Origin of the sequence: Paraburkholderia sp. BCC1885 (assembly GCF_900996235.1) — a bacterium.
Taxonomy (GTDB): Bacteria; Pseudomonadota; Gammaproteobacteria; order Burkholderiales; family Burkholderiaceae; genus Paraburkholderia.
Window position 1 is genome coordinate 1 of the sequence record NZ_CAAJGM010000129.1, and the last position, 470, is coordinate 470.

A 470-nucleotide genomic window follows, 5' to 3' on the forward strand; every position below is an offset into this window, starting at 1 on the left:
CGAGCACGCCGTCGATTACCGGCACGCCGAAATAGGTCATCGGCTTCTGCCGCGCGAAATCGTAGTCGAGCGTGAACGACAGCGAGGGATTCACGTCGAGCTTCAGCGCGCCGCCCACGGAGCTCAGATGCGATTCGCCGCGCGGCACCCAGCCGTTTTGCCGGTCGTCGTTCAAATAGAAGCGATACGAAAGCATCGGCCCGAGCGCGCCGGTGGTGTCGAGCGCGACGCGCTTCTGGCCGTAGCTGCCGGCGCCCACCAGCAAGCTGGTCTCGCGCTCGCGCCGAGGCGCCTTGGGCACCACGTTGATCACGCCGCCCAGCCCGCCCTCACCGTACAGCACCGAAGCCGGCCCGCGCAGCACCTCGATGCGCTCGACCGACCAGGTGTCGACCGGGAAGGTCACCGTGCCCGCGCCCACCAGCATGCGCGTGCCGTCATACAGCGTGGTGATCGATTCGGGACCGCTG

General features: G+C 67.9%; 1 protein-coding gene. It reads right to left on the reverse strand.

What is annotated here, in order from left to right; translation table 11 throughout:
* Positions 1-470, reverse strand: a 470-nt coding sequence (locus FQ755_RS13655; RefSeq protein ID WP_186308517.1) for a TonB-dependent receptor plug domain-containing protein, incomplete at both ends; no start/stop codon positions are given.